Genomic DNA, 26,041 nt, shown 5'->3' with positions numbered 1-26,041 from the left:
ATCGTCAGGCTGCCAGCGGTGCTCCGGCGGTGGCCACGGGGCTATCCCCCCAAAGTTCCTACAGCTGGCAGTGGGGGCAGAAGTAGGTGTCGCGTTCCATCAGCTCGTTCGGCCCGAGCTGGCCCTTCTGGATCGGGGTGCCGCACCGCCGGCAGCGCTCACCCTGCCGGTGGCTGACCCAGGTGCGCTCGCCGCGGCGGGTATTGCCGGTGGTCACCCGTTCGTTACGGTCGCGGTTCGCCAGGATCAGCCGACGGGCGAGGGTGATCAGGCCGGGCAGGTCCGGGACATCCTGAACCGGTCGTTCCGGACGAATGCCGCGCAGGAACAGCGCCTCATTGCGGTACACGGTCCCGAGGCCTGCGATCACCGTCTGGTCGATCAGGGCGACGCCGATCGGCACCTTGGGGTGCGCGAGCATCCGCCGCAGCGCCTCGGATTCGTCCCAGTCCCGGCCGAGCACGTCCGGGCCGAGGTAGCCGACAGCGTCGGCCTCCGCGCTGGTGGGCAGCACCTCGACCAGCCCGAGCTCGAAGCCCACTGCCGTCCAGCCGGCGGTGCCGAGCACGATCCGGGCCTTCCACGCCGGCTGGGTCCAGCGCTCGCCCGGCCGGAACAGCCGCCAGGAGCCCTCCATCTTCAGGTGCGTGTGCACGGTCGAATCGCCGATCCGGGTGAGCAGATGCTTGCCGCGCGATACCGTCGAGTGCACGGTCTGCCCGGTCAGATCAACGGTCGCGAATTTCGGGACGCGGATGTCGCAGACGGTGAGGTCCGCCCCGCTGAGTGCCTCATCCAGTCGCCGCGCGGTGCGGAAGACGGTATCCCCCTCAGGCACGCAGCCTCAGCCCCTGCGGGGTGGGCACGAAGCCTGCCCGTTCCAGTGCCTGCCCGAGCGGGGTTCCGATCGCGAACTCGCCGTTGATCTTCTCGACCCGCATCCGGCCAAGGCCGGCGCGTACGGTGCGGGCCAGCGACGTGGCGGCGTCATCGAGTCCCGTGTCACCGAAGGTGAGCACGGTCTTGCCGCCGCGTTCGACGTAGAGGGTGAGCGCACCGTTGACCAGCACGACTAGGGCGCCGGCCTTGCGGCCGGGCCGGTGTCCCTCCGCCTCCGGCCATCCGAGCGCCGCCCCGTACGGGTTCGCCGGGTCGGTCGCGGCCAGGGTCACCGCGGTGGTCGGGCTCTCGTCATCCGGTTCCCGGCTGAAGCTGCGCAGCCGGTCGACCGTCGCGCCGGTGGCGAACTGCGCCGCGCCGAGGCCTTCGACGAAGTAGCCGCGGCGGGCACGGCCGGTCTCCTCGAAGCCCTTGAGCACCTTGTAGGCGAGCGCGAAGCCGCCGGGCTGGCCCTCCGCCATCACCGCGCCGCGGGTGACCACGCCGTACCGGTCGAGCAGCCGCTCGGCGGTCGCCGCCGCGCGCACGGTCGGGTCGGTCTCCGCTGCCGGTACCAGCGACCACCGGCCGGCCACGGTCGGCGGACCGGATTGGCTGGGCATGGCGAGGCGGCCGCGACCGCGGTAGGCGCGGGCCCGCGGCATCCGGGCCTTCGTCGGACCGCCGACCCGGCTGCGCAACGGGGCGAGGGTGTCGTTGGTGAGCCGACCCGCCCACACGAGGTCCCAGAGCGCTTCGACGAGGTCTTTGTCGTCGATCACGCCCAGGGTGGCGCCGACCATGCCGCTCAGCTGCCGGAAGAAGAACGCGCCCCCGTGCCCGAGCGAGTCGACGATCGCCTGTTCGAGCGGGGAGTCCTCGACGACAGGGGTGTCTCGCACGGGAAGGGTCAGCTGGGCGCTGTCGGCGAGGTGCAGTCCCATCCAGCCGTCGCTGCCGGGCAGAGCGCCGTTGCCGGTCCAGAGCACCTCACCCGTGGTTGTCAGCTCGTCGAGCCAGGCGGGGGAGTAGTCGCGCAGCCGAGACGGCAGCACGATGGACTCCCATGCCGAGGCCGGCAGGGCCAACCCGCCGAGCTGGTCGATCACTTGCACCAGACCGTCGACGCCGGTCAGCCGACCGCCGACGTGTTGCCAGACGGGCAGGAACCGGGCCAGGGTGTCTTGGCTGACCGGTTCCACTTCCTGGCGAAGTGCGGCGAGCGAGCGGCTGCGCAGTCTGCGCAGGATCTCGGCATCCACCCATTCCGGTCCGCTCGCGTCCGGCCGGAACTCGCCGTCGATCACCCGCCGGTCGGCCCCGAGCCGGCGCAGCGCCTCGTGCACGACCGCGGTGCCGAGCCCGAATCGGGCGGCGGCGTCGATGACGGTGAACGGGCCGTGGGTGCGGGCGTACCGGCTGATCAGGTCGCCGATCGGGTCAGGCACTGGCTCGATGAACGCGGTGGGCACGCCGATCGGCAGGGCAACGCCGAGCGCATCGCGCAGCCGGCTGGCGTCTTCAACCACCGCCCAGCGTGCGGTTCCGGCGATCTGCACGGGCAGCACCCGGTTCGCGCGGGCCAGCTCGGTCAGCCAGCCTGTGATGACCTCCCGCTGATCGAGCACCTCCCGCTGATCGAGCCCATCAGGCTCGACCGGCCGCGTGAGTACCGTCCGCTCCGCGATCTCCTCGACCGACAGCGGCCCGAGCAGTCGCAGCAGGTCGACGACGCCCTCGGCATCCTTCGCCTTGCGCTCCGGAACCAGGCGCTGCAGTTCCTGCTCCACCTGGTCGATCACCTTGGCGTCGAGCAGCTCCCGCAGCTGGGTGGTGCCCAGCAGTTCGGCAAGCAGTGTCGGATCCAGCGACAGCGCCGCGGCACGCCGCTCGGCCAGCGGCGAGTCGCCCTCGTACATGAACGCGGCGACGTACCCGAACAGCAGCGCTCGCGCGAACGGCGACGCCTGCTGGGTCTCGGTCTCGACGATGCGGATGCGCCTCCCGGCGATCTCGGCGGCGACCCTGGTCAGCGCGGGCAGGTCGTAGACGTCCTGCAGCACTTCGCGCACGGTTTCCAGCACGATCGGGAACGCCGGGTACTTGCGCGCCACCTCGAGCAGCTGCGAGGCCTTCTGCCGCTGCTGCCAGAGCGGCGAGCGCCGGCCCGGGTTGTACTTCGGCAGGAGCAGGGCACGGGCCGCGCATTCGCGGAAGCGCGACGCGAACAGCGCCGAGCCGCCGACCTCGGTGGTCACCAGGTCGGGGAGTTCGGATGCCTCGAACACGAACAGTTCCGCGCCGGGGGCATCGGCATCCGTCTCCGGCAGCCGCACCACGATCCCGTCGTCGGCCGCCATCGCGGCGCCGTCGAAGCCGTAGCGTTCCCGCACCCGCGCGGTGACCGCGAGCGCCCACGGCGCGTGCACCTTCATGCCGTACGGGGAGTGCAGGATGACCCGCCAGTCGCCGAGCTCATCGCGGAATCGCTCGACAACCAGGGTCTTCTCGGTCGGCACCTGACCGGTGGCCTGCTTCTGCTCGGCGACGAAGGAGAGCAGGTTGGTCACCGCGTAGTCGTCGAGTCCGCTGGCGAGCAGCCGATCCCGGATGGAGGCTTCCTCGGTCTCGCCGGCGGCCAGCGAGGAGGCCACCTCCCGCGTGAACGCGCCGATCGCCTGGCCGAGCTCGGCGGGACGGCCGAGGGAATCGCCCTTCCAGAACGGCACCCGGCCGGGTTGCCCGAACGCCGGACTGACCATCACCCGGTCGTGCGTGATCTCCTCGATCCGCCAGCTGGTGGTGCCGAGCGCGAAGACGTCGCCGACCCGGGACTCGTAGACCATCTCCTCGTCGAGTTCGCCGACCCGGCCGCTGCCACGCGCCGTCGAGGCCCCCACCATGAACACCCCGAACAGTCCCCGGTCGGGGATGGTGCCGCCGCTGGTGACCGCGAGTCGCTGCGCACCGGGCCGGCCGGTGAGCATGCCGTTCACCCGGTCCCAGACGATGCGGGGCCGAAGCTCGGCGAACTCGTCGCTCGGGTAGCGGCCGCTGAGCAGGTCGAGGGTGGCATCGAAGGCGCTGCGCGGCAAGGTTGCGAACGGTGCGCTGTGCCGCACGGTCTGGAACCAGTCCTCGATCTCCACCGCGTCGAGGGCAACCGCCGAAACGGTGTGCTGGGCGAGGATGTCGAGCGGGTTCTGCGGAATCGCCAGCTCTTCGATCAGTCCCGCGGTCATCCGCTCACTGGTGACCGCCGCGTGGATCAGGTCGGCACGATGCTGCGGCATCAGCACGCCGCGCGAGATCTCGCCGACCTGGTGCCCGGCGCGGCCGATCCGCTGCAGCCCGCTGGACACCGACGGTGGTGACTCCACCTGAATCACCAGATCGACGGCGCCCATGTCGATGCCAAGTTCCAGCGAGGAGGTGGCGACGACGCAGCGCAGCCGACCGCTCTTGAGATCGTCCTCGATGATCGCCCGCTGGTCTTTCGACACCGAGCCGTGGTGGGCGCGGGCGAGCAGCTCGGTCTCGGTGGCGACCGCCGCCGTCGACCCGGACTGGCCCATGATCGCCGCAGGCATCCCGCCGCTGGTCGAGCCCCCTCCGCCGGTCGAGCCCGCTCCGCTGGTCGAGCCCCCTCCGCCGGTCGAGCCCGCTCCGCTGGTCGAGCCCCCTCCGCCGGTCGAGCCCGCTCCGCTGGTCGAGCCTGCCGAGACCCCTTGTGAGGTCTCGGCGAGCTCGTCCTCCAAGGTCGGAAACATCCGTTCCGCATAAATATCGTTCAGCCGCGAGGTGAGCCGCTCCGCGAGCCGCCGCGAATTCGCGAAGACGATGGTCGACCGGTTCTCAAGCACCCGGTCGACGATCTCCTCCTCGACATGCGGCCAGATCGAGCCCTGGTTGCCGGTGCCGTCCTCGCTCGTGGTGCCGAGCTCGGACATGTCCTCCACCGGCACCGCGACGCGCAGGTCGAACCGTTTCGACGCGGGCGGCGCCACGATCGTGACCGGCGCCGCACCACCGAGGAACCGGGCCACCTCTTCCGGCGGGCGCACGGTCGCGGACAGGCCGATGCGCTGCGCGGGCTTCGGCAGCAGCTGGTCCAGCCGTTCCAGCGAGAGCGCCAGGTGGGCGCCGCGTTTGGTCGCGGCCACCGCGTGCACCTCATCGACAATGACCGTCTCGACCCCGGCGAGGGTGTCGCGGGCCGCGCTGGTGAGCATCAGGAACAGCGACTCAGGGGTGGTGATCAGGATGTCCGGCGGCCTGCGCAGCAGCATCCGACGCTCCTGGCTGGAGGTGTCGCCCGAGCGCACGCCGACGCTGATATCGGGCACGGGAACGCCGAGCCGCCTGGCGGTCTGGGTGATGCCCACCAGCGGTGAGCGCAGGTTGCGCTCCACGTCGACGCCGAGTGCCTTCAGAGGCGAGATGTAGAGCACCCGGGTGCGGTGCAGCGGGTCCTCGGGTACCGGTTCGGAGGCCAGCCGGTCGATCGCCCAGAGGAACGAGGCGAGCGTCTTGCCCGACCCGGTGGGCGCGATGACCAGCGCATGCGAACCGCCCGAGATCGTCTCCCAGGCGCCCAGCTGCGCGTCCGTCGGGGCCGGGAACGCGCCGGTGAACCACTCGCGCGTCGCGGCGGAGAAGTTTCCGAGCAGGGTGCTCATCCGTCTATCTAAACGGATGCCACCGACCTTCGCGCCGTCGGGCTTATTGGTGGTCCTTCACGAAGGCGGCGATGTCGGCGAGCTCCTGCTGTGAGATGCCGTGCGCCAGGCCCTCGTAGACGCGCCGGGTGAGGCTGGTGTGCTCCGGCAGCCATCCGTCGGTGTAGCTGATGAAGTCCGGGTCGATCACCCGGTCGGCGGTGCCGTAGCCCCAGAACACCGGCGGCTTGCGCTCGGCCAGCACCGCGTCACCGTTATGGGAGCTCGGGATGGCGAAGCCCGACAGGTTCACCGCGTACGAGAACAGTTCGGGGCGATGCCGCATCAGCTGCATGGTCATCGCGCCGCCCTGCGAGAAGCCGAGCAGCCCGACCGAGGTGAACTGCTGTTCGTCCAGCCAGTCGAGGACGGCGGCGGATGCTTCGTTCGCTGCCGGCTCCCGGTCGCCCTCGGCGAGGAACCAGGCGTAGCCCGGGCCATACTCGAGCGGCGCGCGCAGCGAGGCGACGACCGGCTCGAGCGGCAGATACGGGGCCAGGCCGAACAGATCCGACTCGTTCGAGCCAAGCCCGTGCATCATCACGAGCAGCGGCCGTCCGGCGCGTTCAGCTTCGGGTGCCGACCACACCACCGCGTTCGAGTCGAGCTTCATCTGTGCCGCCTTTCCTAGGGTTCGGTAACCCCAACCCGCAACTGTACCGATGGGATTCCCGATCCGTACGGGAAGGGAAGACAGAATAGGGACATGGCATCCGTTGGCACCCCTGACCCGAACTCCGCCTGGCTCTCTGACGATGAACTGGCGGAAGCCCGGCGAAGGTTGCCGCTGCTCTACGTCGAGGCGGTCCCCGTGCGAGTCGATGGGCTCGGCACGGTGACCGAAGTCGGAGTGCTGCTCCGCGCGAACCCGGCGGGAGAGATCACCCGCACCCTGGTGTCCGGCCGGGTGATGTACGGCGAGACGCTGCGCGATGCGCTGTTCCGGCACCTCGAGAAGGACCTCGGCCCGATGGCCTTCCCGCTGCTGCCGGCCTCGCCGGTGCCGTTCTCGGTGGCTGAGTACTTCCCGCTGCCCGGCGTCGGGACGTTCCACGATGACCGCCAACACGCGGTGGCGCTGGCCTACGTGGTGCCGGTCACCGGCACCTGCGAACCGCGGCAGGATGCGCTGGAGCTCACCTGGATGACACCCGCGGAGGCGGCATCCGCTTCCGTCTCCGCCGAAATGGAAGGCGGCCGGGGGACGCTGTTGCGCGCGGCCCTCGCCTCGGCGGGCGTGCTGCCGTAGCAGGCACCCCGCTCGCCCCCCGGCTCGCCTCCCCGCTGGTCGAGCCTGCCGAGACCCTCGCGCCCGCTGCGGGTCCCGCGGCTGAGTGTCCGTGCCCCTTCGGTACGTTTGTGCCGGCGCGCGCAGGCACAAACGCACCAGACAGGCACAGACGTCCGGCCGAGACGCCAAACGGCCCCAACCGTGAAGGTTGGGGCCGTTGTGGTGAGACGGATGCTGCGGGCTTTAGCCCTGCGCGCGACGGTTGGGGCGGCGCTGGCCGCCCTGGGACTGTCCGGCGGTGCGGAAGTCGGTCGACCCGGCCCCGGTCGACGTGCTGAAGGCACGAGCCGAACCGGCGCCCGACGGCGCGGAAGCCCGACGCGACCGGGGAGCGTGCGAGCCCTCGGTGGTCGGACGGCCATGACCGTGCTTCGGCTGGTCAGACGACCGGCGCTCGCCACCGGCAGCACCGGCACCGGCTGCGCGGCCACCCGAGCGACCGGATGCCGCGGCTCCAGCTTCTGCCGGACGACTGCTGCGGCCCTCGGCCGGACGTCCCGACCGGTCGCGGCGGGGCGCCAGACCAGTGCGCTCGTCGCGAGCGGTGCGCTTGCGGCGGGCGTTGGCGCCCTGTGAAGTGCCACCACCCTGCGATACAGCGGCCTTCGGCTGCGGCTTGACGTACGCGGCGACGTCGCCGACCAGTGCGGTGACTGCTGCTGAGGTCGCGGTGACCGAGAGGGGCTCGACCGCGATGCCGGCCTTGCGCAGCAGCACTGCGACGTCCTTGCGCTGCGACGGGGTCATCACGGTGACGACGTCACCCTCGCTGCCGGCGCGGGCGGTGCGGCCCGAGCGGTGCAGGTATGCCTTGTGCTCCATCGGCGGGTCCACGTGCACAACGAGTTCCACGTTGTCCACGTGCACACCGCGGGCGGCGACATCCGTGGCCACCAGAACGCGAGCCGAGCCATCGCTGAACGCGGCCAGGTTGCGGTCGCGCTGCGGCTGCGACAGGTTGCCGTGCAGGTCGACGGCGGGGATGCCAGCCTCGGTGAGCTGCTTGGCAAGCTTCTTGGCGTGGTGCTTGGTGCGCATGAACAGGATGCGGCGACCGGTGCCCGAGGCGAGGGTGCGCACGAGCGCGATCTTGTCGTCGGCAGGCACCTCGAACACGTGGTGGGTCATCGCGGCGACGGGCGAGTTCGCCTCATCGACCGAGTGCATCACCTCGTTGTGGAGGAACTTCTTCACCAGCTTGTCCACGCCGTTGTCGAGCGTTGCGCTGAACAGCAGGCGCTGACCGGAGTCCGGGGTGGCGTTCATGATGCGGGTGACGCCGGGCAGGAAGCCCAGGTCGGCCATGTGGTCGGCCTCGTCGAGCACGGTGATCTCCACCGCGTCGAGCGAGACGAAGTTCTGCTTCATCAGGTCTTCGAGCCGGCCGGGGCAGGCGACGACGATGTCGACGCCTTCCTTCAGCGCGGCAACCTGACGGTTCTGCGAGACGCCGCCGAAGATCGTGGTGGTCTTCAGGCCGTACGCGTCGGCGAGCGGCTGCATGGCTGCCGCGATCTGGGTCGCGAGCTCACGGGTGGGGGCAAGCACGAGGCCGAGCGGGCGTCCGGCGCGGCGCTTGCCACCGGACAGCTTGCCGCCGAGGCGCGCGACCATCGGGATCGAGAACGCGAGGGTCTTACCCGAGCCGGTCTTGCCACGGCCGAGCACGTCGCGGCCGCTCATGGTGTCGGGCAGCGTGTCGACCTGGATCGGGAACGCCGTGGTCTTGCCGTCCTTCGCGAGGGCGGAAACGATCGGGGCGGGCACGCCGAGCGCGCTAAAAGTGGTTTCAGACAAAGAGGTACCTTTTCGGGTGAGTGGCCTCGGGGAGTCTGATCGAGTCAGCTTTCCGCTGGTCGAACCAGTTTCCGCTGGTCGAGCTTGTCGAGACCAAGTTGGCGAGAGTGCCGATCGGCACAATCGATCGCCGTGAGAAAGATTTCTACGAACCGGGGCAGTTGTCAGGTGCTACCGGTGAGAAGAGGGAGCGTTCTACGACGCAGGGCACGCGCAATTGCGTGCACAAGTCAGGTAAGACTACCGGATGTCTCGGCTCGTGCCCGACACAGGCCCGCGTCTGGTCATCGTTCGTCGGCGAACCGAGCGCCGATGCGGTGCCGCAGGTCGTCGAGCAACTCCATCACCCTCACGCTCTCGTCGAGCCCGAGCAGCGGCGAGTCGGTGAGCCCGTCGTGCAGGTACCGCGCGAACGCTGCCGCCTGGAAGACCATGCCTTCGCGGCCGGAGTAGCGCCGGTCTTCCCACTCCAGTCGCCGCTCGCCGTGGGCGGAGATCAGCCGCAGTGGGGCGGGGTTCTGAAACGGCTCGCCGAGCTCGATGCGCGCCTGACGGCCGTTGATCTCGGCGCGCACGGGTCCGGTGCCACGCCAGCTGGCGCTCACCATCGCGCGAGAGCCGCTCGGAGTGGTCAGCACCGCGGCGAACGAGTCGTCGACGCCCGAAGCGGCGAGCGTGCCGGTCGCCTGCACGTCGCTGAACTCACCCAGCAGGCTCGCTGCGAACGAGAGCGGGTAAACCCCGATGTCGAGCAACACTCCGCCACCGAGCGCCGGGTTGAACAGACGGCTGTCAGCGGCGTAGGGGATCGGCGCGCTGAACTGGGCGACCACGCTGTCGAGTTCGCCGAGCACGCCGTCCTCGAGCAAACGGTCGATCACCTGCCGCTGCAGTTGGTAGCGGGTCTTCATCGCCTCCATCACCAGCACGCCGGCGGCGCGCGCGTGATCGCGGATGTCGCGGGCCTCAGCCGCGGTTCGGGTGAAGGACTTCTCAACCAGGACTGGTTTGCCCGCGCCGATGGCCAGGAGCGCGTTCGCATGGTGTTCGCTCATGGGGGTGGCGACGTAGATCGCATCCACCTCGGCGTCGGCGACAAGTTCCTCATAGGAGCCGTACGCACGCGCGATGCCGAATCGTTCCGCAAAGGCTCGCGCGCGGTCGGCGCTGCGAGAGCCGACGGCGACCACCTGCTGGTTCGAGTGCTTGAGCAAGGCCGCAACGAAGTCGATGGCGATCACACCGGGGCCGATAACGCCCCACCGCAGCACCGGCGCGTCACGCGGATCCGGATGCGACGGCAGCGGCAGCGCGAAGGGGAAGGTCATGCGCACATCAAAGCAGCTGACCGCCCGCCCTCGCTGGTCGAGCCTGCCGAGACCTACCCACGCCGGTGCACGGCCGCGGCGACGACGAGGTCCTGCCAGGACATTCCGACGCTCTTGAACACCCGCGGACGGGAGCGATCGACGGCAACCTCCCCGGTCACCACCTGCCGCAGCGGAACCAAGGAAGCGGCATCCATTGCTCCCTCGCCGACCGGGATGATCACGTCGCCCGCTTCCCGCAACGCGGTTGCGGTGTCTTCGACGACGACCTGCGAGCGCGAGATCAACTGGGTGTCGAGCTCCCGGCGGTCCGGCTCGTGCGAGCCGACGGCGATGACCAGGGCGTCACCCCTGACCAGGGCGCCATCGAACAGCGGCACTGCGGCGGTGGTCGCGGCGATGACGATCCCCGCCGAGGCGATATCCGCTGGCGTGCCGACCGCGGCATCCACCCCGGTGCCGGCCAGCCGCGCCGCAAGGGCTTCGGCGCGCTCGGCATCCCGGCCGACGATCCGCACTCGGCCCAGCTCGCGCACCGTGCGCAGCGCGGCCACATGACCCTCCGCCTGCGGTCCGGACCCGAACACGACCACATCGCAGACGCCATCCGGGGCGAGATACCGGGCGGCGACCGCGGAGACCGCCGGAGTGCGCAGCGTGGTCAGGGCGGTGCCGTCCAGCAGCAGCATCGGCGTGAGCGTCTCGGCATCCATCAGCACGTACAGCGCCTGGATCCGCTCCCGGCCGCGGGCCGGGTTGTCTGGGCTCACCGAGAGCAGCTTGGTGCCGACGAAATCACGCGTCTGCGACGGCATCAGCAGCAACTGCCCTGCCGTGACATCGACGATCTGCCGGGCCGGATCATGCGCGGGGTCGAACCCGTCGCGCAGGGCGGCGTCGATCGCGTGAACGGCTCCGGCGAAATCGAGCCGGCGGAAGATTTCGTCGGCGGGAATCCAGGTGGGGACAGCAGTGGCCATGCTCACGACGATATCCGCGTGACGAAGCGTGACGGTCACGGCCCGGGTCATGGTCGCGTGTCGCTACCCTCGACTGCATGAGCGAGTCGCAAGCCACCTATCAAGTCCGTTTCGACTGGGGGCTCGCCGGGGCGGCGGCCACCCAGGAGGGTGCCGACGCGGTGATCTGGGTCGACCAGCTCGCGGCGGACGACGGAACGGGCGATGCCACGGGTGACCAGGCCGGCGAAGCTGCCGGCGCGGCCGGGCTGTCGGAACCCGAGGGCGCCCTGGTGCTGGCCACCGTGCAGAACGCGCGCGCGGTCGCCGACTGGGTGCTGGAACGACAGCACGAACGCGGCGGACGGTTCCGCGTGACCGTCATCGCAGCCGGGGGAGTGCGCGCCGACGGTTCGCCGCGCTTCAGCGTCGAGGACCTGCTCGCCGCCGGCGCGGTCATCGATGCGCTCACCGAACTCGGTCTGGATCACTGCTCACCCGAGGCCGCGGCCGCGGGCGCCGCCTATGCGGGCCTGAAGAACGCCACCAAGCACCTGGTGAAGAACTCGGTCACCGGGCGTGAGCTCGGCGTGAGCACCCTCGACCTAACCCCGCGCGACGAGGTCACCGTCGTCAAAGAGCCCGCGGCGGCCTGACCTCTGCGCCGATGGCCGCCGGTTCCGTCGATGGCCGTGGTTTCGGCACCCGCCATCGGCAGAAAGCTCGGCCATCGGCGAGCTAGCGAGCTAGCGAACCAGCCGCACCTCGAGAAGCTGCTCGCCGAGGAACTCCTCAACATGCTCCGCGCCATCCGGCATGAAGCCGTTGCGCTTGTAGAAGCTGTGCGCGCGCGGGTTGTCCTTCGCGACCCACAGGTACCCGGCCCGGTCCGCGCAGGCGGCGTCAAGCAGTCGCTGGCCGATTCCGGTGCCCTGGTACTCCTTGAGCAGGTAGATGAAATACAGTTCCCGGTCTCGCGGGGCATCCTCATCCCGCGCCGGACCGGATCCGACGAAGCCGATGATCTCGCCGTCGACGAGTGCGGCGAACTGGTTGTAATCCGGGCCGAGGCTGGCCCAGTGGGTCCACAGCTCTGCCATGCGCCGTGGCGACACCTTTTCCAGCGCGGCCTTGCTGATCAGGTGGTCGTAGGTCTGGTGCCAGCATTGTGCGTGCACCCTGCCGAGGGATTCGGCATCAACGTCACGCACCGGGCGGACGATCACAGTGTGGTCGGTCAAATCGGAGACGGCTTCGGGAACATCTTCGTTGGTGCTCATGCGCCGAGAGTACGACGAGCTCCACCCGAATCTGAAATCGACCGCGCCCGGCCGGAGATGGCCTCAGGAATGGCCTCTGCACCTGCGGTGTTATGTCTGATATATCGACGGCTCGCGATGCAGGAGGAACACATGAAGGCACTATTGAACGGCACCGTGATCGCCGAAGCTCCCACCGAAGACCTCGTTCAGATCGAGGGCAATTGGTACTTCCCTCCGCAGAGCGTCAATGCCGAGCTCCTGGAGAAGAGCGACACCGCATACACCTGCGCGTGGAAGGGTGATGCGCAGTACTTCACCGTGAAGATCGGTGACACCCTGGCGCCGGACGCCGCGTTCAGCTATCCCGATCCGCGCCCGGTGTCGATCAAGCGAATCGGCCGGGACTACAGCAGCTACATCGCCTTCTGGAAAGAGGTGCAGATCGTCGAGTAGCCCGCGCTCACCGCGCTCGCCGCGGAATGACCTAGCTCGCGAGAGCCCGCGCCCGGTGCGCGCGCACCTTGGCCCGGTTGCCGCAGCGCTGCATCGAGCACCAGCGCCGGTTGTTCGAGCGGGACTCGTCGTAGAACACCAGTTCGCACTCCTCCGCAGAGCAGGAGCGGATGCGGTCAGCCCCGCGTTGCCCGAACAGTTCGACCGCGTCCCGGGCCACCGTCGACAGCGCCTGTCCGAGGCGCACCCGACCGGCTCCCGCCTGGCGGCGTCCGCCGTCCAGCACCGGCGGCACGTCCGGCATCGCCGCGAACAGGTTGACCGTGTCGACATCCTCCGCGGCCGGAACCGCTCCGATCGACTGGGCCTGCGCGACCCGGACGATCGCCTCGCGCAGCAGCAGGGCGTCCGCCAGTTCGCGGTCGGATGCCTCGCCGTCCACCCGCTCGACCCGTTCGACGAGCCACGAGGTGAGGTCGGCGGCCGTATCCAGTGTGCTGTGGGCGAAGTCGAGGCTCACCGCACCGGAGTCGAAGAAGAAGCCGTCTGGGAGAAGTTGTCCGGTGGTCACGTAACCACTATAGAGAGTTACTCACGATGGCTCCGTCCGCGAGGTGCAGGTGCTCGCCGGTCCAGCGACGTCGCAGCCAGCGGTCGTGGCTGGCGACCACCGGTAGGAGTTACGCCGTCCGCTTCACCCAGCGGATCGTGTTCGCCGGGTCGTACCGCCGTGAGCACTTGCCGCACGCGAGCGCCGACTTCGGTTGCCGGTATCGGAAGTGCTCGTGCCCGCGTGGGCAGGTGCCGACCCAGGGTGCCAGCTCTGAGGCGATCGGTCCGTCGTGCAGGCGCTTGCCGACATAACCGAGGTCGGCGGCGATGGCCCGCCACTTCGGGCCGTGCCCGGCACGGGAACCGGCCATCGCGTGCGCGACCTCGTGCAGCAGCACCTGGTGGATGGCGTCGTCGTCGAACTTCGCGGCCAGGTGGCGAGACACCGTGATCCGCTTCGACGTGTAGTTGCACAGCCCGGCACGGGTTTTCGCATGGTCGAAGCCGAACGACCACTCGGTCGGATCCAGATGCAGCGCGATCAGGGCATTCGCCCAAGTACGCACACGATCCAGATCAGCCACGCATCGAGATTAACCCGACCCGGTGACAGCGACGTGCGGCTATTGTCCGGCGGAGTTGTCCACCGGACCCGCCGGAGAGGATGCCTCGGCGGCGGGCGGCTCAGCCACAGACGGCGCCACGGCCGGCGGTGCACCGGCTGCCGCAGCCCCGACCGGGTCGCTGAGGAAGGACTCCGTCACCGCGATCGCGACCATGGAACTGTCGATCTGGTTGCCGGGCGCCTTGATTCGCACCCGGATCGTCAGCGCCTCGCGGAAGTCGCGCAACGCCGACTGGTACTCCTGCTGGTCGAAGTAGACCTTGCCGCGGTGCTGCAGCGCGAAAGCCTCAGCCGCCGACCAGTCGTGCCGCCGGGACTCGGTGACGCAGTCGCTCAGTTCCACCAGCGCAGCGTCGAGCTTGCCCTGGTACTGCTGCACCTGCGCGCGCCGCACCCGCGCGAATACCAACGCCTCGCGGTCGCCGCCGAAACGGGCCTGCCGCACGGCTTCGTTGGCGACATCCCACGCCTCATCCAGCCGATTCGCCAGTCGCAGCAAGCCGACCTTCTCGTTCAACGCGGTCGAGCTGCGCAGATTGCCGAGCTCGTCGAGGCGCTCGCCGAGCGCTGCCAGGTCAACTTTCTCGCGCAGAGTGACCGGGTCGTATCCAACAACAATGCTCACGTGTACCCCTCGAACTGATGCCATTAACAGGCTAGCCCGCGGGGCGCGGCGTCAGCTGCACCTGGAGCAGCTTGTCGTCTCCAGGTTGCGGAGTTCCCCGAGCCGTGTTGTTGGTCAGCATCCACAGCGTGCCGTCCGGCCCTTCGACGACGTCGCGCAGCCGGCCGAACTCGCCGGCGAATGAGTCCACCGTCTCGATGCTCTCGGGGTTCGGGTAGATCGCCCACAGGCGTTCTCCGCGCAGCGCGGCGAGGAACAGCGTGTCCCGGGTCCACAGCAGGCCGCTTGGGCTGGCCTCGCTGGTCGACCATTGCGCGACCGGGTTGACGTAACCGTCCCGGTTGGCGATGCCTTCGACAACCGGCCAGCCGTAGTTCTGACCCGGCGCGATGATGTTCAGTTCGTCCCAGCTGTTCTGGCCGAATTCCGACGCCCACAGCCTGGCCTCGTGATCCCAGGCAAGTCCCTGCGGATTGCGGTGCCCGAACGAGTACACCGGGCTGTTCGTGAACGGGTTGTCATCCGGAATCCCTCCGGTCGGCGTCAGCCGCAGGATCTTGCCGGCGAGCGAGCCGACATCCTGGGCGGCATCCGCATTCCCCGCATCGCCGGTGGTGACGTACAGCATGCCGTCCGGGCCGAACTTGATCCGCCCACCGTTGTGGTTGCCGGACTTGGGGATGCCGGTGATGATCTCCTGCGAATCGCCGAGCCCGAGCGTGCCGGCGTCGCCGGTGAGCGCGAACCGCAGCACCCGGTTGTCGGCGGCCGCGGTGAAATACGTGTACAGGTACCGCTGCTCGGGGTCGACCTCGAGGCCGAGCAGTCCGCCCTCACCGCCGGGCTGCACGTCGGGAACCGTCGCCACTTCGCGCAGGTTGCCGGATGCCTGAAGCTCCAGTACCCGGGCGGTGTCACGTTCGCTGATCAGCGTCGACCGGTTCTCGAGCCGCACGATGGACCACGGCACCTGCAGCCCGGACGCGATCGTCTCCACCGGCCCGACCGGTTCGACCGGCCCGGGATCGGTCGTCTCGGTCGGCGTGGGCGTCGGCGGCGTGGGTGTCGTCGTGGAACGTTCCGGCTGTTTCGGCGGCTCGGGGGCCGTGCACGCAGTGAGTGCCAGCGCGCTGATGATGAGCACTCCGCAGACCCGCTGCATCCTCGCCATTTCCCTATCCCACCATGCGAGGATGCGATTGGACATGCCGATCAGGTGGGCCGCCGCGACTGGCTCCACCGCCGCCGTTCCTCTAATGTCACCTTTATGGGGCCCGATGAAGCACTCCCGGGGGATCACCCGCGGCGACCGACGATCTACGACGTCGCCAGGGCATGCGCAGTGTCACCCTCAACCGTGTCGAGGGCGTTCTCCCGACCGGGCAGGGTGAGCGCCGAGACCGCCGATCGCATCCGCCGCGTAGCCGAAGAGATGGGCTATCACAACGCGTCCGAACCGAGTTCGCGGCCGTCCGGCAAGACCGGGATGATCGCCATCCTCGTCGCTGATCTCACCAATCCGTTCTTCCTGGACATCGTCGAGGGGGCACGCAAAGAGGCGGAGCGCTACCACTACACGGTGCTCGTCATCGATGCGCAGGAATCGCTGGCCGGCGAGCGGGAAGCCGTCGACCGGGTCGTTCCGGTTGTCGACGGACTGATTCTGGCGACCTCGCGGATGTCGGAGACCGCGATCCGGATGATCTCCAAGCAGCGCCCGATGGTCGTGCTCAACCGTCCGATGCCGGATGTGCCGAGCGCGGTCACCGACAACGAGCACGGCATGGAGCTGGCCGTCGACCACCTCGCGAGCCTGGGCCACCGCTCGCTGACCTACGTTGCCGGCCCGGAGGCGTCCTGGGCGGATGGCATGCGCTGGCGATCGATCCGGCGAGCCGCCGCCGACGCCGGGTTGCGGGTACGCCGGATCGGCCCGTTCGCGCCGACTCTCGCCGGTGGCGCGCTCGCTGCAGCCGAATTCCTGCAGAAGCCGACCAGCGGAGTGGTCGCCTACAACGACCTGATGGCGATCGGCGTGATGAGCGAACTGGGTGGTCGCGGCATCCGGATCCCTGACGACGTCAGCCTGATCGGTTTCGACAACAGCCTTGACCTGGGCTTCGGGCCATCGCCGCTCACCACGGTGGCCGTGCCGCGCCTGGTTCTTGGCCGGTTCGCCGTGGAGATGCTGCTGGGTGAGCATCTTGCCGTTCCGGTGGGTCGTCCGGCCATGGTGCCGGCCGAACTGGTCGTACGCGGGTCAACAGCCAAGGTCGGCGGCAGGCTCGGTCTCGCGAGCGCTGCCATCGGCATCGCCGTCTGACTCGCGATCGCCCGCGCTCCACCCGATCTGACGCGTTGAAAATGTCTCGTGACAACCGATGGCAATTGGTTGCCAAATTGACGTGCGGCGTGAGTCAATGTAGGTCAGCACCGTTCTGTACAGCGTTCGAAGGAGAACTCCATGCACAAAACAACCCGTCTCGCGTTCATCGCGACGACCGCGATAGCTGCCCTCACGCTCGTCGCGTGCAGTGGTGGCGGCACCAACGACAGCACCGCTGCCCCGGCAGAGGACGTCAAGCCCACCACCCTCAAGCTCGCGCTCAACCAGACCGAGGAACACCCCTCGTTCATCGCGCTGGAAGCCTTCGGCGAGCGGCTGGCCGAGGCCACCGACGGACGGTGGAACATCGAGGTTCACCCGAACTCCACCCTCGGCGACCAGGCCGAATACATTCAGTCGGTCAGTTCTGGCGTGATCGACCTGGCGATCGTCTCGGCGCCGCAGCTCGAGAACGTTTCGAAGGACTTCGTGGTCTTCAGCCTTCCCACGGTCTTTGACTCGATCGACAGCCAGATGGAGATCCTCGCCGACGACGAAATCGTCGGTGACCTGTACACGTCGCTTGAGGACAGCAACAGCATCACCGTCGTCGGCGGATTCACCCAGGGCGCCCGCAGCGTCTACGTCAAGGACGCCGCTGCTGAAGCGCCGGACGACCTCGCGGGCAAGAAGATCCGCGTTCAGGAGAGCCCGGTGTTCATCTCGATGATCGAGGCGCTCGAAGCATCGCCGACCCCGATGGCGTTCGGAGAGGTGTACACCGGCCTGCAGTCCGGCGTCATCGATGGTGCTGAGAACAACGAGATCTCGTACTTCACGCAGAAGCACTTCGAGGTTGCTCCGTTCTTCTCCTACACCCGACACCTGATCGGGGCCGACTTCCTCATCATCAACACCCCGACACTGGACAAGATGTCTGAAGAAGACCGGGCCGCATTCGACGAGGGCTGGGAGCAGACCTGGCAGGAGCACACCGACCTGTGGGCCTCCGAGACCGAAGAGGCAATCGCCGGCGCTGAGGCTGGCGGGGCCACCTTCACCGAGGTCGACGGCGACGCGTTCGTCGACGCGCTCGAGCCCCTGCTGGACAAGTTCATCACCACCGACTCGCAGAAGGCGCTCTACGACGCCATCAAGGGCGCCCAGTAGGCTCACGCATCACCGGCAAGGGCGCCGTGTGGTCGATGACCACCGGCGCCCCCGCCGCGAGCCACAACGAAGTGCAGCACATTATGGCAACGCCCTCGCGGGCAGCCAGCGGAGGACAACGTGACCACCAATTCACCCGAGCCCGACGAGAACACACCGGGCGATAGTGCTCCGGGTGGTCCCGGGCCTCACGAACCAGCCGCGCCGGTGCGCTGGGGAGCCCTGCTCACGGTTCTGGGCGGCATCCGCCTGGTCATCGACCGCGTGCTGGCCGCGATCTGCATCGTCGCCTTCACAGGGCTGGTGGTCATCGTCACCTGGCAGGTGTTCACCCGCGAGATTCTCAATAACTCCGCACCCTGGACCCAGGAAGCGGCGCTCTACACCTTTGTCGTGCTTGCTGTCTTCGCCGCCGCCTACGTGTTCTCTGAGCGGGGTCACATCGCGGTGATGATCCTCGTCGAGAAACTTCCTCGGCGAGCCCAGCGCGTGATGGGCGTCGTCATCGAACTCACCGTCATCTTCTTTTTCGTGGTCGCCTTCATCATCGGCGGCTCGAGCGTCGCCGAGAACGCCTGGGGGCAGGACATCTCCACGCTGCCCCTGAGCGTCGGCCAGGTGTACCTGGTGCTTCCGATCGCCGGCGTCCTGATCGTCTTCTACTCGGTGACCCACCTCATCGGCATCCTCGCCGGGGTAGAAGAGCCCACTCCCGATTTCGACGAGAACGCAGAGGCGATCTAGGCCATGGATACCCTCACCATCATCGCCACAGTGGTGCTGCTCGGCGGCATCGCCCTCGGTATTGCCATGGGATTGCCCGTCGCGGTCGCCATGGGTCTGCCCTCCATGCTGGCCATCGTCATCCTGCTGGACTGGGAAGGCGCCGCGTTGACCTCCGCGCAACGGATCTTCGCTGCCAGCAACTCGTTCGCCCTGCTGGCCATCCCCTTCTTCATCCTCGCCGGAGGTCTGATGAACACCGGGGGAATAGCGTCGAGACTGATCGACCTGGCACTCGTGGTCTCCGGCCGGCTGCCCGCATCACTCGCCCAGACCACCGTCGTCGCGAACGCCATGTTCGGGGCGGTGTCTGGTGCGTCGGTCGCGTCGGCGGCGGCCGTCGGCACGGTGCTGTCCCCGCGGATGCGCAAGGACGGCTACGACCCGGCGTTCTCGGCTGCGGTGAACGCCGCCGCCTCCCCGGCCGGCATGCTGATCCCGCCCAGCAACACGTTCATCGTGTACTCCCTGGTGTCGAGCACGTCGATCGCGGCGCTGTTCATGGCCGGTGTCGGACCCGGACTTCTCTGGGCTTTGGTCTGCGTCGTCGTGGTCGCCCTCTACGCGCGCAAGCACCCTGAGCTGCGCTCTGTCGCCGCGCGTCCGACGCTCAAGCAGGCGCTGATCGTCTTCCTGCGTGCGCTTCCCGCGCTGCTGATGATCGTGGTCGTGATCGGCGGCATCCTGACCGGAGTGTTCACGGCCACGGAATCGGCTGTGATCGCGGTGCTCTACTCGTTCGTGCTCGGCCTCCTGCAGCGCACGCTGTCGATCAAAGCGCTCCCGAAGGTGATCCTCGAGGCATCCAAGGTGACCGGCATCATCATGCTCCTGATCGGCGTCTCCGGGATTCTCGGCTGGGTGCTCGGTTTCGCCCGACTCCCGCAACTGGTGACCAGTGGACTCCTGGGGCTCACCGACAACGTGGTGATCATTCTGATCATCATCATGGTGATCCTGCTGCTCGCGGGCACGGTGATGGATCCCACTCCGGCGATCCTGATCTTCACGCCGATCTTCCTGCCGATCGTCACCGCGCTCGGCGTCAGCCCGATCCACTTCGGCGCGATGATGGTCTTCAACATGTGCCTCGGCAACATCTCGCCACCGATCGGCAACAACCTGTTCGTCGCGGCCCGGGTCGGCAACGTCCGAATCGAACCGGTGATCAGGCGGCTGTGGCCGTTCTTCTGGGCGCTCTGCGTCGGCCTGTTCATCGTGACGTTCTGGCCCGCACTGTCACTGTGGTTGCCGACCGCCCTGGGGTTGGTCGCGCCCTGATCGCTGAGCTGGCGACTGACTGAGTGAGGATGGGCGGGGGAGCCCGCAGATTCAGGATGGGCGGGACGGACACCGCTGAGTGAGCATGCCCCGAGGCATACCGCTGATTGAGGAGCGCCGCGAGCGAAGCGAGTGACGCGTCTCGAAATCAGCCCGCCCGCCCGGGTGCGGAGGAGACAGTCGGCAGGGGAGGCGCATTCCAGCGAGAACGTCCTCCCGCGCGGCCGAATTCCTCCCGACCCCTTCGTGGCGGCGGGCCTGTCTCCTCCCGACACACACGAATGGAGGAGAAACCGTCCGCTTCGGTCGAGTTCACCCCGCCGGAATGACGGAGGAACTGACATCCGCCGACCAGAGTTCCTCCATTTCGCGTTGATCGCGAATTGAGTCCTTCTTCTTGGCGAGCGGTTTCGATACGCGACGTCGATCCGCGACTCAGCGAGCCCCGGAACCCCCCGGAGCCCTCGCCTACTCCCCGCGACCGGACTGGAAGAGCGACTTCGTCGGCGGGGGAGACGGGATGGCGGTGGCGTCGGTGGTCACCGGCGCACCCGCGATCCACTCCCTCAGCTCACGGCCGGCCACGACCTTCGACGGGTGCGGGCCGCCGGCGAGCAGCCGGGGCATCCATTCCAGCGGCAGTTCGGCCGGCGCGGCGACGAGCACGACATTGCCGAAGCGGCGGCCCTTGAGGATCTGCGTCTCGGCGAGGGCCGCGACATCCGTGAACGCCGCCTTCAGCGTGGCCGCCTGGCTGCGCGCGAAACTCAGCCCCGGGCCGTCGGCGATGTTGACGGCGACCACGCCATCCGGCGCGAGCAGCGCGGCGACCGAGCGGTAGAACTCGACGCTGGTGACGTGTGCGGGGGTGCGGGCACCGCTGAAGACATCCACGACGACCAGGTCGACGGTGCCGTGCAGCCCCGCGGGCAGCTTCTCGAGCACCGCGCGCGCATCACCGTGGCGCACCCGGATCGACGCGCCCTTCGGCAGCGGCAGCGTCGCGCGCACCAGCTCGACCAGGTCACTCTCGAGCTCGATCACCTGCTGCCGGGAGCCGGGCCGGGTCGCTTCGACGTACCGGGGCAGCGTGAATGCCCCGGCACCGAGGTGCACGGCGGTGATCGGGCCGGACGGCAACTGGTCGATGATGTGCCCGATGCGCTGCACGTACTCAAAGAAGAGGTGCGTCGGGTCGTCGAGGTTCACGTGCGACTGCGGGGTGCCATCAACGACGAGCGTGTAGGCCCCGGGCACCCACCGGTCGGGCTGGATCTCAGCGAAGTACCCACTGCCGCTCAGCACGACTGACGGATGCTCCTGCTCGTCCCTACCCATGGTTCAAGTCTGCGGCATCCGACCTGCCGGTCCCTTCATCCTCGTGCGGCCGCAGTCAACCCACCCGAGTAGATTCGCCTGATGCCGACTCGACCCGCTGCTCGCGCGCTCGTCGACGCCGCCGACCGCGAGCCCGCCGACATCGCCGACCTTGGCGGGGAAGCGGTGCTGCTCGCCGGCGGCGGTCGCGCCATCCTGCTGCAACTGGCGCATCCCGCAGTCGGACGCGGCGTTGCCCGGCACAGCGATTTCGTCAGCCGTCCACTCGATCGCCTGCACGGCACGATGGCCTATGTCTATGCGATTGCCTCCGGAGACCAGCGGCTGATCCAGAAGGTGGTGCGCCGAGTGAACGCCGTGCACAGTTCGGTGCGCTCGGCCGAGGGGGAGTCGCCGCGCTATGACGCGACCGACCCGACCCTGCAGCTCTGGGTTGCCGCCACCCTGTACGACACCGCGACCCTCATGCACGAACTCGTGTTCGGGCCGCTCGATGACCAGGCCGCGGAGGCGCTGTACCGCCAGTACGCCGCGCTCGGCACCGCGTTGCAGGTGCCGGCCGAGATGTGGCCGGCGGATCGTGCTGCCTTCCGCCGCTATTGGGACGAGACATCCGCGACGCTTCGAACGGATGTCACCACCCGAGCCGTCGCGCGGGACCTGCTGACCCCGCCCGCGCTGCCGGTCGGGCTGCGCGCCGCGATGCCGCTCGTCCGGCTGCTCACCGTGGGGCTGCTCACACCCGAGCAGCGCGCACTGTTCGGCCTGGTCTGGAACGACTCCCGGCAGCGGCGCTTCGACAGGGTGATCCGGGTCACCAGGGTTGTCTACCCGAAGTTGCCGGACGCAATCCGCCGCTGGCCGATGCGTTACTACCTGCGCAGGCTGGCCGGCTGAGTCCCGCTGAAGCCCGCCGAAACCGGCCAACGCCGACCGACTTATAGCTGACTCTCAGCAAATCGTCAAGGAATGAGTGGACACGGCGCGGCGAAACATCCTAGTATTGTCTTTTGCGCTCCGAGATCAATCATGCCTTCATATTGCGGATGGCAGGCGCCCCGAGTATAACGGCGGGGCCGATCGCTCCGAGCTCCCTTCTTACCGATATGCCATGGCCCGACGGGGCCCACGGAGGTTATTTCCTTGGCTGCTGCGCGCAACGCATCCACCAACCAGTCCCCCAAGAACGGCCGTGCAGCTTCGCGGCTTTCGTTCGCCAAGATTACGGACACCCTGACCGTTCCCGATCTTCTCGCTCTGCAAACGGAGAGTTTCGATTGGCTCGTCGGAAACGACGCGTGGAAGGCGCGTGCTGCTGAATCCGGCGCCACCGGCGACGGGCTGAACACCGGCCTCGACGAGATCTTCGAGGAGATCAGCCCGATCGAGGACCTCGGCGAGACGATGCAGCTCTCGTTCACCAACCCCGAGCTCGAAGAGCCGAAGTACTCGATCGACGAGTGCAAGGAGCGTGGCAAGACCTACGCTGCGCCGCTCTACGTCAACGCCGAGTTCATGAACCACATGACGGGTGAGATCAAGACCCAGACCGTGTTCATGGGCGACTTCCCGCTCATGACCGAGCGCGGCACGTTCATCATCAACGGCACCGAGCGTGTCGTCGTGTCGCAGCTGGTCCGCTCGCCGGGTGTCTACTTCGAGCGCCAGCAGGAGAAGACCTCTGACAAGGACATCTACTCCGCTCGCATCATCCCCAGCCGCGGTGCCTGGCTCGAGTTCGAGATCGACAAGCGCGACCAGGTCGGCGTGCGCATCGACCGCAAGCGCAAGCAGTCGGTGACCGTCTTCCTCAAGGCGCTCGGCCTCACCACGGACGAGATCCGCGAAGAGTTCAAGGGCTACGCCTCGATCGAGCTCACCCTCGAGAAGGACTCGATCCTCTCCAAGGAAGACGCGCTCAAGGACATCTACCGCAAGCTCCGCCCGGGCGAGCAGGTTGCCGCTGAAGCTGCTCGTGCGCTGCTCGACAACTTCTACTTCAACCCGAAGCGTTACGACCTGGCCAAGGTCGGTCGCTACAAGATCAACCGCAAGCTCGGTGTCGACGCCAGCCTGAAGGACTCGGTCCTCTCGGTGCAGGACATCATCGCGACCATCAAGTACCTGGTTGCGCTGCACGACAACCAGACCAAGCTGAACGGTGTCCGCGACGGCAAGCCGGTCGAGATCACGCTGGATGTCGACGACATCGACCACTTCGGCAACCGCCGCATCCGCGCGGTCGGCGAGCTCATCCAGAACCAGGTGCGCACCGGCCTCAGCCGCATGGAGCGCGTCGTTCGCGAGCGTATGACCACGCAGGACATCGAGGCGATCACGCCGCAGACCCTGATCAATGTGCGTCCCGTCGTTGCCGCGATCAAGGAGTTCTTCGGAACCAGCCAGCTGTCGCAGTTCATGGACCAGAACAACCCGCTCGCGGGTCTGACCCACAAGCGTCGCCTGTCGGCGCTTGGCCCGGGTGGTCTGTCCCGTGAGCGCGCCGGCGTCGAGGTGCGTGACGTTCACCCGTCGCATTACGGCCGCATGTGCCCGATCGAGACCCCGGAAGGCCCGAACATCGGCCTGATCGGTTCGCTCGCATCGTTCGCTCGCATCAACTCGTTCGGTTTCATCGAGTCGCCGTACCGCAAGGTCGTCGACGGCGTGGTCACCGACCACATCGACTACCTCACTGCAAGTGAAGAGGACGAGTACCTGGTTGCGCAGGCCAACGCCCCGCTGACCAAGGACTTCCGCTTCGCCGAGGAGAAGGTGCTGGTTCGCCCGCGAGGCTCCGAAGTGATCCTCGTCGACCGCGACCGCGTCGACTACATGGACGTCTCACCGCGTCAGATGGTGTCCGTCGCGACCTCGCTGATCCCGTTCCTCGAGCACGACGACGCGAACCGCGCGCTCATGGGCGCGAACATGCAGCGTCAGGCTGTGCCGCTGCTCCGCAGCGAGAGCCCGCTGGTCGGAACCGGTATGGAAGGCTTCGCCGCGATCGACGCCGGCGATGTCATCACCGCCGACAAGGCCGGTGTCGTGCAGGAAGTGTCGGCAGACGTCGTCACCCTGATGCTCGATGACGGTGGAACGCAGGAGTACTACCTGCGCAAGTTCGACCGCTCGAACCAGGGCACCAGCTACAACCACCGCGTGATCGTCAACGCCGGTGACCGGGTCGAGGTCGGCGAGGTCATCGCCGACGGTCCCGCCACCGAGAACGGCGAGCTCGCGCTCGGCAAGAACCTGCTCGTCGCGTTCATGCCGTGGGAAGGCCACAACTTCGAAGACGCGATCATCCTCAGCCAAAACCTGGTGAAGGACGACGTGCTCTCCTCGATTCACATCGAGGAGTACGAGGTCGACGCCCGCGACACCAAGCTCGGCAAGGAGGAGATCACCCGTGACCTCCCCAACGTCAGCCCCGACCTGCTGGCCGACCTCGACGAGCGCGGCATCATCCGCATCGGCGCCGAGGTTCGTCCCGGCGACATCCTCGTCGGCAAGGTCACCCCGAAGGGTGAGACCGAGCTGAGTGCCGAGGAGCGCCTGCTGCGCGCGATCTTCAACGAGAAGAGCCGCGAGGTGCGCGACACGTCGCTGAAGGTTCCCCACGGTGAAGAAGGCACCGTCATCGCTGTCAAGGAGTTCTCCGCGGACAACGACGACGAGCTCGGCTCGGGCGTCAACCAGCGCGTTGTCGTCTACATCGCCCAGAAGCGCAAGATCACCGCGGGTGACAAGCTCGCCGGTCGTCACGGCAACAAGGGCGTCATCTCGAAGATCCTCCCGGTCGAGGACATGCCCTTCCTCGCGGACGGCACCCCGGTCGACATCATCCTCAACCCGCTGGGTGTTCCCGGTCGTATGAACTTCGGCCAGGTGCTGGAGATTCACCTCGGCTGGGCTGCCAAGCAGGGCTGGAACGTCGACGGCATCCAGGAGTGGGCGAAGACCCTGCCCGAGGGTGCGCTCAACGCCGCCCCCGGCACCAAGGTCGCAACCCCCGTGTTCGACGGTGCCGCCGAGGAGGAGATCGCTGGTCTGCTCGACTCCACCATCCCGAACCGTGACGGCGACCGCCTGATCGGATCGAGCGGTAAGGCCATGCTGTTCGACGGCCGCTCCGGCGAGCCGTTCCCGGACCCGATCTCGGTCGGCTACATGTACATCCTGAAGCTGCACCACCTGGTTGACGACAAGATCCACGCTCGTTCCACCGGCCCGTACTCGATGATCACCCAGCAGCCGCTCGGTGGTAAGGCGCAGTTCGGTGGCCAGCGCTTCGGCGAGATGGAGGTGTGGGCCCTCGAGGCCTACGGCGCCGCGTACGCCCTGCAGGAACTGCTCACCATCAAGTCCGACGACATCCTCGGCCGCGTGAAGGTCTACGAGGCGATCGTCAAGGGCGAGAACATCCAGGAGCCGGGCATCCCCGAGAGCTTCAAGGTGCTCATCAAGGAGATGCAGTCGCTGTGCCTGAACGTCGAGGTGCTCTCGGCCGACGGTACAGAGGTCAGCCTGAAGGACACGGATGACGAGGTCTTCCGTGCCGCGGAAGAGCTCGGCATCAACATCTCCTCCCGCTTCGAGTCGTCCTCCGTCGACGACATCTAAGCCGGCCACTAACAGACATTTCGACTGA

Annotated in this window: 21 protein-coding genes; 9 read left to right on the top strand and 12 right to left on the bottom strand. The window is 67.9% G+C overall.

Annotated elements, in window-relative coordinates; all coding sequences use genetic code 11:
- Positions 1-58 precede the first annotated feature (58 nt).
- Genes GO591_RS13215 through GO591_RS13205 form a run of 3 tightly spaced genes read right to left on the bottom strand, consistent with a single transcriptional unit; the run spans position 59 to position 6,210 of the window.
- The gene (locus GO591_RS13215) at positions 59-838 is read right to left on the bottom strand and encodes a DNA-formamidopyrimidine glycosylase family protein (protein WP_157157248.1); all 780 of its coding nucleotides are present in this window, start codon (positions 836-838) and stop codon (positions 59-61) included.
- A complete protein-coding gene (locus GO591_RS13210) occupies positions 831-5,558 on the bottom strand; it encodes an Lhr family helicase (RefSeq protein ID WP_157157247.1) in 4,728 nt (1,575 codons plus the stop codon). The genes GO591_RS13215 and GO591_RS13210 overlap by 8 nt, the downstream gene beginning before the upstream one ends.
- Positions 5,559-5,601: 43 nt before the next feature.
- Positions 5,602-6,210, bottom strand: coding sequence for an alpha/beta hydrolase (locus tag GO591_RS13205; RefSeq protein ID WP_157157246.1), 609 nt, complete (start codon positions 6,208-6,210; stop codon positions 5,602-5,604).
- 93 nt (positions 6,211-6,303) lie between these two features.
- On the opposite strand from GO591_RS13205, the gene GO591_RS13200 reads away from it, so the two are divergent.
- Complete coding sequence (locus tag GO591_RS13200) at positions 6,304-6,846, top strand: NUDIX hydrolase family protein (RefSeq protein WP_157157245.1); 543 nt, start codon at positions 6,304-6,306, stop codon at positions 6,844-6,846.
- A gap of 225 nt (positions 6,847-7,071) precedes the next feature.
- On the opposite strand, the gene GO591_RS13195 is transcribed toward GO591_RS13200, so the two are convergent.
- The 3 genes from GO591_RS13195 to GO591_RS13185 all read right to left on the bottom strand — a co-directional run bounded on the left by GO591_RS13195 (position 7,072) and on the right by GO591_RS13185 (position 10,993).
- The gene (locus tag GO591_RS13195) at positions 7,072-8,685 is read right to left on the bottom strand and encodes a DEAD/DEAH box helicase (protein ID WP_157157244.1); all 1,614 of its coding nucleotides are present in this window, start codon (positions 8,683-8,685) and stop codon (positions 7,072-7,074) included.
- A 284-nt stretch (positions 8,686-8,969) separates the two neighbouring features.
- Positions 8,970-10,013, bottom strand: coding sequence for a Gfo/Idh/MocA family protein (locus tag GO591_RS13190; RefSeq protein WP_157157243.1), 1,044 nt, complete (start codon positions 10,011-10,013; stop codon positions 8,970-8,972).
- 53 nt (positions 10,014-10,066) lie between these two features.
- Complete coding sequence (locus tag GO591_RS13185) at positions 10,067-10,993, bottom strand: ornithine cyclodeaminase family protein (RefSeq protein ID WP_157157242.1); 927 nt, start codon at positions 10,991-10,993, stop codon at positions 10,067-10,069.
- 77 nt (positions 10,994-11,070) lie between these two features.
- Between GO591_RS13185 and GO591_RS13180 the strand changes: the two genes are divergently transcribed.
- Positions 11,071-11,628 (top strand): 2-phosphosulfolactate phosphatase, encoded by a 558-nt coding sequence (locus tag GO591_RS13180; RefSeq protein WP_157157241.1) that lies wholly within the window; start codon positions 11,071-11,073, stop codon positions 11,626-11,628.
- A 90-nt stretch (positions 11,629-11,718) separates the two neighbouring features.
- On the opposite strand, the gene GO591_RS13175 is transcribed toward GO591_RS13180, so the two are convergent.
- Positions 11,719-12,252 carry a GNAT family N-acetyltransferase gene (locus GO591_RS13175; RefSeq protein WP_157157240.1) on the bottom strand — a complete coding sequence of 178 codons (534 nt, stop codon included), beginning with the start codon at positions 12,250-12,252 and terminating at the stop codon, positions 11,719-11,721.
- A 132-nt stretch (positions 12,253-12,384) separates the two neighbouring features.
- Here GO591_RS13175 and GO591_RS13170 point away from each other — a divergent pair, with 132 nt between their 5' ends.
- On the top strand, positions 12,385-12,687 hold the full coding sequence (locus GO591_RS13170; protein ID WP_157157239.1) for a DUF427 domain-containing protein: 303 nt from the start codon (positions 12,385-12,387) through the stop codon (positions 12,685-12,687).
- 31 nt (positions 12,688-12,718) lie between these two features.
- Here the strand turns inward: GO591_RS13170 and GO591_RS13165 are convergent, their stop codons facing one another.
- The 4 genes from GO591_RS13165 to GO591_RS13150 all read right to left on the bottom strand — a co-directional run bounded on the left by GO591_RS13165 (position 12,719) and on the right by GO591_RS13150 (position 15,660).
- Positions 12,719-13,258, bottom strand: coding sequence for a CGNR zinc finger domain-containing protein (locus GO591_RS13165; protein ID WP_157157238.1), 540 nt, complete (start codon positions 13,256-13,258; stop codon positions 12,719-12,721).
- Between the two features lie 109 nt (positions 13,259-13,367).
- Positions 13,368-13,823: a SprT-like domain-containing protein gene (locus tag GO591_RS13160; RefSeq protein WP_157157237.1), complete on the bottom strand. Its 456-nt coding sequence runs from the start codon at positions 13,821-13,823 to the stop codon at positions 13,368-13,370.
- 39 nt (positions 13,824-13,862) lie between these two features.
- Complete coding sequence (locus tag GO591_RS13155; protein ID WP_232466181.1) at positions 13,863-14,489, bottom strand: tetratricopeptide repeat protein; 627 nt, start codon at positions 14,487-14,489, stop codon at positions 13,863-13,865.
- Positions 14,490-14,520: 31 nt separating this feature from the next.
- Complete coding sequence (locus tag GO591_RS13150; RefSeq protein WP_157157236.1) at positions 14,521-15,660, bottom strand: PQQ-dependent sugar dehydrogenase; 1,140 nt, start codon at positions 15,658-15,660, stop codon at positions 14,521-14,523.
- A gap of 96 nt (positions 15,661-15,756) precedes the next feature.
- Here GO591_RS13150 and GO591_RS13145 point away from each other — a divergent pair, with 96 nt between their 5' ends.
- From GO591_RS13145 to GO591_RS13130, 4 genes are all read left to right on the top strand, one after another.
- Positions 15,757-16,812 carry a LacI family DNA-binding transcriptional regulator gene (locus GO591_RS13145; protein ID WP_157157235.1) on the top strand — a complete coding sequence of 352 codons (1,056 nt, stop codon included), beginning with the start codon at positions 15,757-15,759 and terminating at the stop codon, positions 16,810-16,812.
- 141 nt (positions 16,813-16,953) lie between these two features.
- Positions 16,954-17,985 carry a TRAP transporter substrate-binding protein gene (locus GO591_RS13140; protein WP_157157234.1) on the top strand — a complete coding sequence of 344 codons (1,032 nt, stop codon included), beginning with the start codon at positions 16,954-16,956 and terminating at the stop codon, positions 17,983-17,985.
- A 120-nt stretch (positions 17,986-18,105) separates the two neighbouring features.
- Positions 18,106-18,729: a TRAP transporter small permease gene (locus tag GO591_RS13135; RefSeq protein WP_157157233.1), complete on the top strand. Its 624-nt coding sequence runs from the start codon at positions 18,106-18,108 to the stop codon at positions 18,727-18,729.
- A gap of 3 nt (positions 18,730-18,732) precedes the next feature.
- A complete protein-coding gene (locus GO591_RS13130; RefSeq protein WP_157157232.1) occupies positions 18,733-20,049 on the top strand; it encodes a TRAP transporter large permease in 1,317 nt (438 codons plus the stop codon).
- Positions 20,050-20,517: 468 nt separating this feature from the next.
- Here the strand turns inward: GO591_RS13130 and GO591_RS13125 are convergent, their stop codons facing one another.
- Positions 20,518-21,387, bottom strand: coding sequence for a spermidine synthase (locus GO591_RS13125; RefSeq protein WP_157157231.1), 870 nt, complete (start codon positions 21,385-21,387; stop codon positions 20,518-20,520).
- A gap of 81 nt (positions 21,388-21,468) precedes the next feature.
- Here GO591_RS13125 and GO591_RS13120 point away from each other — a divergent pair, with 81 nt between their 5' ends.
- Both GO591_RS13120 and rpoB read left to right on the top strand, forming a co-directional pair.
- Positions 21,469-22,284 (top strand): oxygenase MpaB family protein, encoded by an 816-nt coding sequence (locus tag GO591_RS13120; protein WP_157157230.1) that lies wholly within the window; start codon positions 21,469-21,471, stop codon positions 22,282-22,284.
- 246 nt (positions 22,285-22,530) lie between these two features.
- Complete coding sequence (gene rpoB / locus GO591_RS13115) at positions 22,531-26,013, top strand: DNA-directed RNA polymerase subunit beta (RefSeq protein WP_157157229.1); 3,483 nt, start codon at positions 22,531-22,533, stop codon at positions 26,011-26,013.
- The last annotated feature ends 28 nt before the right edge of the window (positions 26,014-26,041 follow it).

The sequence above is a fragment of the Diaminobutyricimonas sp. LJ205 genome, from assembly GCF_009755725.1.
Taxonomy (GTDB): Bacteria; Actinomycetota; Actinomycetes; order Actinomycetales; family Microbacteriaceae; genus Ruicaihuangia.
Note: the sequence above shows the minus strand (reverse complement) of the source record. Positions and strands in the feature narration are given on the sequence as shown.

What these genes read in the sequence shown, in the direction of transcription:
- GO591_RS13145 (WP_157157235.1), top strand. Translation starts at nt 15,757, where the DNA reads ATGGGGCCCGATGAAGCACTCCCGGGGGATCACCCGCGGCGACCGACG.
- GO591_RS13170 (WP_157157239.1), top strand. Translation starts at nt 12,385, where the DNA reads ATGAAGGCACTATTGAACGGCACCGTGATCGCCGAAGCTCCCACCGAA.
- GO591_RS13190 (WP_157157243.1), bottom strand. Translation starts at nt 10,013, where the DNA reads ATGACCTTCCCCTTCGCGCTGCCGCTGCCGTCGCATCCGGATCCGCGT.
- GO591_RS13150 (WP_157157236.1), bottom strand. Translation starts at nt 15,660, where the DNA reads ATGGCGAGGATGCAGCGGGTCTGCGGAGTGCTCATCATCAGCGCGCTG.
- GO591_RS13120 (WP_157157230.1), top strand. Translation starts at nt 21,469, where the DNA reads ATGCCGACTCGACCCGCTGCTCGCGCGCTCGTCGACGCCGCCGACCGC.
- GO591_RS13185 (WP_157157242.1), bottom strand. Translation starts at nt 10,993, where the DNA reads ATGGCCACTGCTGTCCCCACCTGGATTCCCGCCGACGAAATCTTCCGC.
- GO591_RS13210 (WP_157157247.1), bottom strand. Translation starts at nt 5,558, where the DNA reads ATGAGCACCCTGCTCGGAAACTTCTCCGCCGCGACGCGCGAGTGGTTC.
- GO591_RS13175 (WP_157157240.1), bottom strand. Translation starts at nt 12,252, where the DNA reads ATGAGCACCAACGAAGATGTTCCCGAAGCCGTCTCCGATTTGACCGAC.
- GO591_RS13125 (WP_157157231.1), bottom strand. Translation starts at nt 21,387, where the DNA reads ATGGGTAGGGACGAGCAGGAGCATCCGTCAGTCGTGCTGAGCGGCAGT.
- GO591_RS13130 (WP_157157232.1), top strand. Translation starts at nt 18,733, where the DNA reads ATGGATACCCTCACCATCATCGCCACAGTGGTGCTGCTCGGCGGCATC.
- GO591_RS13200 (WP_157157245.1), top strand. Translation starts at nt 6,304, where the DNA reads ATGGCATCCGTTGGCACCCCTGACCCGAACTCCGCCTGGCTCTCTGAC.
- GO591_RS13140 (WP_157157234.1), top strand. Translation starts at nt 16,954, where the DNA reads ATGCACAAAACAACCCGTCTCGCGTTCATCGCGACGACCGCGATAGCT.
- GO591_RS13180 (WP_157157241.1), top strand. Translation starts at nt 11,071, where the DNA reads ATGAGCGAGTCGCAAGCCACCTATCAAGTCCGTTTCGACTGGGGGCTC.
- GO591_RS13205 (WP_157157246.1), bottom strand. Translation starts at nt 6,210, where the DNA reads ATGAAGCTCGACTCGAACGCGGTGGTGTGGTCGGCACCCGAAGCTGAA.